The organism is Trebonia sp. (assembly GCF_049794275.1).
Lineage (GTDB): Bacteria > Actinomycetota > Actinomycetes > Streptosporangiales > Streptosporangiaceae > Trebonia.
In genome coordinates this window covers 1-4,940 of sequence record NZ_JBARCR010000128.1, presented here as the reverse complement: position 1 = coordinate 4,940, position 4,940 = coordinate 1, and the positions used below count along the sequence as shown (strand labels likewise).

The 4,940-nt window shown below is 69.7% G+C and carries 6 protein-coding genes; 2 read left to right on the top strand and 4 right to left on the bottom strand.

Going from position 1 to position 4,940, the window contains the following annotated elements; translation table 11 throughout:
- The 3 genes from WA805_RS03490 to WA805_RS03480 form a co-directional block, all read right to left on the bottom strand.
- Positions 1-672, bottom strand: a 672-nt coding sequence (locus tag WA805_RS03490; protein ID WP_425241630.1) for an FAD binding domain-containing protein, incomplete at its 3' end; no start/stop codon positions are given.
- Positions 669-1,163, bottom strand: a complete 495-nt coding sequence (locus tag WA805_RS03485) for a (2Fe-2S)-binding protein (RefSeq protein ID WP_422280236.1) — start codon at positions 1,161-1,163, stop codon at positions 669-671. The genes WA805_RS03490 and WA805_RS03485, both read right to left, overlap by 4 nt.
- Positions 1,164-1,170: 7 nt before the next feature.
- On the bottom strand, positions 1,171-3,471 hold the full coding sequence (locus tag WA805_RS03480) for a xanthine dehydrogenase family protein molybdopterin-binding subunit (RefSeq protein ID WP_422284285.1): 2,301 nt from the start codon (positions 3,469-3,471) through the stop codon (positions 1,171-1,173).
- 237 nt (positions 3,472-3,708) lie between these two features.
- On the opposite strand from WA805_RS03480, the gene WA805_RS03475 reads away from it, so the two are divergent.
- Both WA805_RS03475 and WA805_RS03470 read left to right on the top strand, forming a co-directional pair.
- Positions 3,709-3,996, top strand: a complete 288-nt coding sequence (locus WA805_RS03475; protein ID WP_422270988.1) for a hypothetical protein — start codon at positions 3,709-3,711, stop codon at positions 3,994-3,996.
- 2 nt (positions 3,997-3,998) lie between these two features.
- Entirely contained in the window at positions 3,999-4,535 is a 537-nt protein-coding gene (locus WA805_RS03470; RefSeq protein ID WP_422339775.1) for a nucleotidyltransferase domain-containing protein, read from the top strand.
- A gap of 10 nt (positions 4,536-4,545) precedes the next feature.
- Here WA805_RS03470 and WA805_RS03465 read toward each other — a convergent pair.
- A partial coding sequence (locus tag WA805_RS03465) for a Clp protease N-terminal domain-containing protein (RefSeq protein ID WP_425241629.1) occupies positions 4,546-4,940 on the bottom strand: 395 nt, incomplete at its 5' end.

Here is a 4,940-nt window from a genome sequence, read left to right as displayed (position 1 = left end):
CCGCAGCGCTTCCTCGGCGGCGAGCGCGCGCAGCGGGGTGCCGCCCATGCTGGCCAGCGCCACCCGGCCGTCGTAGGCGGCGACTCCGACGATGGCCCAGTCGTTGGCCCGGCGGACGAACTTCTGGTAGCCCCACGGCACGCTGCCGCCTCGGGGCACCCGGACCGCCGACAGCAGCTCATCGGGTGACAGCGCCGTCTCGAACGGCCCGACGAAGAAGTCGTCGGCGGCCACCGTCCGCACGCCGGCCGGCCCGGTGATCTCGACCGACCCGCCGAGCGCGAGCAGCGTCATCGGCAGGTCCGCCGACGGGTCGGCGTGCGCGAGCGAGCCGCCGATGGTGCCGCGGTGCCTGATCTGCGGGTCGCCGACCTGGGCGGCGGCGTACGCGAGCAGCGGCACCTCGGCCCGCACCAGGTCCGAGCCCGCGACGTCCGCGTGCCGCGTGGTCGCCCCGATGACCAGCTCGCCGCCGTCGCTCCTGATGCCGGACAGCTCACCGACCCGCGCGATGTCGACGAGCACCGCGGGCTGGGCCAGCCGCACCTTCATCATCGGCAGCAGCGAGTGCCCGCCAGCCAGCAGCTTCGCGTCCTCGCCGTGCTCGGCGAGCAGCGACAGCGCGTGCGCCGCGGAGTCGGCGACCTCGTAGTCGAACGCGGCCGGGATCATGCGCTCGCCTCGGAAGAAGCCTCGGTGCCTGACCGCTTGCCCGCCGCGGCGAGCACCGCACGGACGATGTTGTGGTACCCGGTGCAGCGGCAGAAGTTCCCTTCCAGCCCCTCCCGCACCTGCTGCTCGGTGGGGTCGGGGTTCTCCGCGAGCAGGCTGGTGGCCGCCATCACCATGCCAGGCGTGCAGAACCCGCACTGCAGGCCGTGGTTCTCGCGGAACGCCTGCTGGACGGCGCTCATCGTGCCGTCCTCGGCGACGAGGCCCTCGGCGGTGGTCACCGACCGGCCGTTGGCCTGCACGGCCAGCACCGTGCAGGACTTCACCGACTCGCCGTCGAGCAGCACGGTGCACGCCCCGCAGGACGTGGTGTCGCACCCGACGTTCGCGGCGCGCAAGCCGCAGACCTCGCGCAGGTAGTGAACGAGCAGCAGCCGTGGCTCGACGTCGTCGCTGCGCGCGGTCCCGTTGACCGTGAGCTTGATCTCCATGCCTGGGTCAGGCCTCCTTCGAACCATTGGCTGCTTGGATGGCACGCCACACCCGCTGCGGCGACGTCGGCATGTCGATATGCCTGACGCCGAGGTGCGACACCGCGTCGATCACCGCGTTCTGCACAGCGGGCGTCGAACCGATCGACCCGGCCTCACCGATGCCCTTGGCGCCGAGCGGGTTGTACGACGTCGGCGTCTCCATGTCCACCAGATCGAAGCTCGGCACCTCGGTGGCGGACAGGAACGGGTAGTCCGCGAACGTCGCGGTCAGCGGGTTGCCGTCGTCGTCGTAGACGACCTCCTCGAGAAACGCCTGCGCCGCGCCCTGGGCGATCCCGCCGTGCCGCTGGCCCTCGGCGAGCAGCGGGTTCATCACGGTGCCCGCGTCGTCGACGGTCACCACCCGGCGCAGGAACACCTTGCCGGTCTCGGTGTCGACGTCGACGACGGCTACGTGCGAGCCGAACGGGAACGTCGGCCCTGGCGAGGTGAACACGGTATGCACGAACAGCCGTTCCGCCTCGGCGAGGCCGCTCAGCGGCACCGAGATGTCCGGGTCGCCCTTGACGGTGAACGCGCTGGCCTCGGTGTCGAAGACCAGGTCCGACGGGCTGGCCTCCAGCGTCGCCGCGGCACGATCGCGCGCCACGTCGAGCAGCTCGCGGGACGCCTGCTGGACCGCCGCGCCGCCGAGCTGCAGTGAGCGGGAGCCGCCGGTACCGCCGCCGCGCGGCACCAGGTCGGTGTCACCCCACTTCACGGTGATCTTGTCGATCGGGATGCCAAGCTCCTCGCTGGCGAGCATCGCCCACACGGTCTGGTGGCCCTGGCCGTGCGGGGAGGTCCCGGTGAGAATGGTGGCGGTGCCGTCCGGGTGCACCTCGACGGTGCTGTTCTCGTTCGGGCCGCCTGCTTCGCCGCCCGGGCCGGTGATCTCCACGTAGGAGGACAGGCCGATGCCGAGCTGGAGCGTATCGCCGGCCGCGCGCCGCCGCGCCTGCTCGGCAAGCAGCTCGTCGTATCCGGCGGCCGCGAGGGCCTTTTCCAGCGCGGTCACGTAGTCGCCAGAGTCGTACACGGCGCCGAACGCGGTCTTGTGCGGCTCGGTGAACTTCGGCAGCAGGTTCTTGCGCCGCACCTCGGCCGGGTCGACCCCGGACGCGTCGGCGAACAGGTCCATGGCCCTGTCGATCGCGGCGGCTGCCTCGGGACGCCCCGCGCCCCGGTAGGCGCCGACCGGCGTGGTGTTGGTCACCACCGACGTGGTGAACGCCTCGGCGCGCGGGATCTCGTACGGGCCGGGGGTCATCAGCCTCGTCAGCATGGGCAGGAACGCGCCGGCCTTCGGGTAGGCGCCGCAGTCCTGCAGCACCTCGAGCCGGTAAGCCAGGACGGTGCCGTCCCGCATGCCGCCGATCGTGACCTTCTGCTCCTGCGCGCGCCCGTGCGGCATCACGAGCAGGTTCTCGTTCCTGGTCTCCGACCAGCGCACCGGGCGGCCGAGCTGCTTCGCGATCCAGCAGATCACCGCGTGCTCGGAGTCCGCGCCGAACTTGGCGCCGAACGCGCCGCCCACGTCGGGGGTGATGATCCGTACATCCTCCGGCCTGAGGCCGAGGATGCCCACAAGGGCGCCCTTGGTGCCCTGCGCGCCCTGGTTCGGGATCCAGGCGGTCAGCCGGCCGTCCTCACCCCAGACGGCCGCGCCGGACCGGCTCTCCATCGGCGCGGGAGCGACCCGCTGGTTCTGGATGACCTCGGAGACGACGACCTCGCACCCCTCGAACAGGTCAGGGTTGCTCTCGCTCTCGTCGCCGAACTTGACCACGACGTTCGTCTCGGCGTCAGGGAAGAGCAGGCCCCGCTCGCCGCTCAGCGCCTGGTGCATAGTGGCGACCGCGGGCAGGATCCCGTAGTCGACGTCCACCAGCTCGATGGCGTCCTCGCCCTGGTACATCTCCTTGGTGATCACGGCAGCGACGGGCTCGCCGACGAACCGCACCACGTCGGTGGCGAGCAGTGACTGAACCATCTTCTGGTTCATGTTCGGCATCATCGGCTTGACAGGGGCGAGCCCCGCATCGGCGAGGTCCTTGCCGGTGTACACGGCGACTACCCCGTCAGCATCCTGCGCCGCGCTGGTGTCGATGCTGAGGATGTTCGCGTGCGCGACCGTCGAGCGAACGAAATGCACGTAGCAGGCACCGGCGAGCCGTTCGTCCTGGACGTCTTCTGTGTAGACGGCTCCCGTGGTAAGGAAGCCGGGATCTTCGGTCCGCAGGACCCGGGTGCCAAGTATGCTCACGCCGCCATAACTCCTCTGCAGCCTCCGTGCTTCCCTCAACAGGTGATTTTCCGTCTCGATCCTGTCTTGCGCGGTATCCCATGGTCAAACCGGAGGAGCCAGCCCCGGTTGCTCCCGACCGCAACCGCGCCCTCCTGTTGTGCCCCGCCACAACGACCATTGACAGGTCGGCTATCAAAGTGATATCACATTAATAGGTCGGCGGATGGCCGGCACCACAGCCCACAGGGGGCACACATGAACGCACCCGACGACAACACCGCTGCGAAAGGCCCGCGCGGATGGTGGGCATCTCCCCCGCGACCCGGCATGCAGCGCTTCATCAACCCGTGGGAGTACAGCCACCTCCGCGCCTTCGGGGTCACGCGGATTTTCGGCGGCAGCGCCGCGGCCGCCGCGGGGGTCGTATGCCTTGCCTACGGCGTCCACGGATGGGCAGCCTTCTTCCTGGTTATCGGGGCGCTGAATCTCGGGGGCGGCTACTGGTACCTCACCGTCGATCGCTCCGCACCGGCCCGAACCTGAGCATGGACCAGAGCACCGAAGGGCAGCTGCGCGTTATCCGCAAGGTCATAGCGGTTATGCAGTCTGTCGGTATCCCGGTGTGGCTGTTCGGTGGCTGGGGCCTCGATGCCAGGATCGGCCGGATCACGCGCGAGCACGGCGACGTCGAGTTCTGGGTTGAGCGCATTCACGCCGACCGGTCGAAGGCAGTGCTCGTGGAAGGGGGTGCCACGGCTCTGACAACTCAGCCGCCAGCGGAAGCCTGCGAGTTCACGTGGGACGACGTCCTGTTTAGCACCGCATACTTTGACCGGCAGCCAGACGGATCGTCCGTGCAGCTCCTGGGGCGATGGTCCGATTGGCTGTTCCCGCCAGGATCGTTCGGCGACGAGCCCGGGACGCTCGATGGCATGCCGGTTCCGGTCATGAGCGTTTCCGGCATGCTCGCCATGAAGGAGCAGTTCCCGCACCTGCGCAACGGCCGGCCATGGCGGCAGAAGGACGTCGACGATATTGAGATACTTCGAGGACTGGCTGCCGAGGGGCGGGCCGGGAAATGAAAGCCGTGCGTCAGCCTGCCTTGCGGGCCTGGAATGCGGCGATCTCAGCCGTGATCAGCTCTGCGGCGCGCTGCCGGGGCAGGCCGAGTGTGGTGAACACCTCCGTTACCGGTCCGTCCGTGGCCAGCACGCCGATCAGCAAGTGCTCGGTGCCGATGTAGTTGTGGCCGAGGCGCAGTGCCGACTTCAGTGCGCCCTTGAGCGCCTCCTTGGCGGACTGGTCGAAGGACAGCTCGAGCAGCCCCTCCGAGTCGGGGGTCTGCACCTGCGGTGCGGGGCCGGTGCCTAGCGCGGCGTAGATCTGCCCGGGGGTTAGCCCGGCCGCGGCGATCGCCTTGGCCGCCAGCCCTTCAGGCTCGGAAAGCAGCGCCGCCGCCAGGTGGCCAGCGCCGAGCGGCTCCGGTG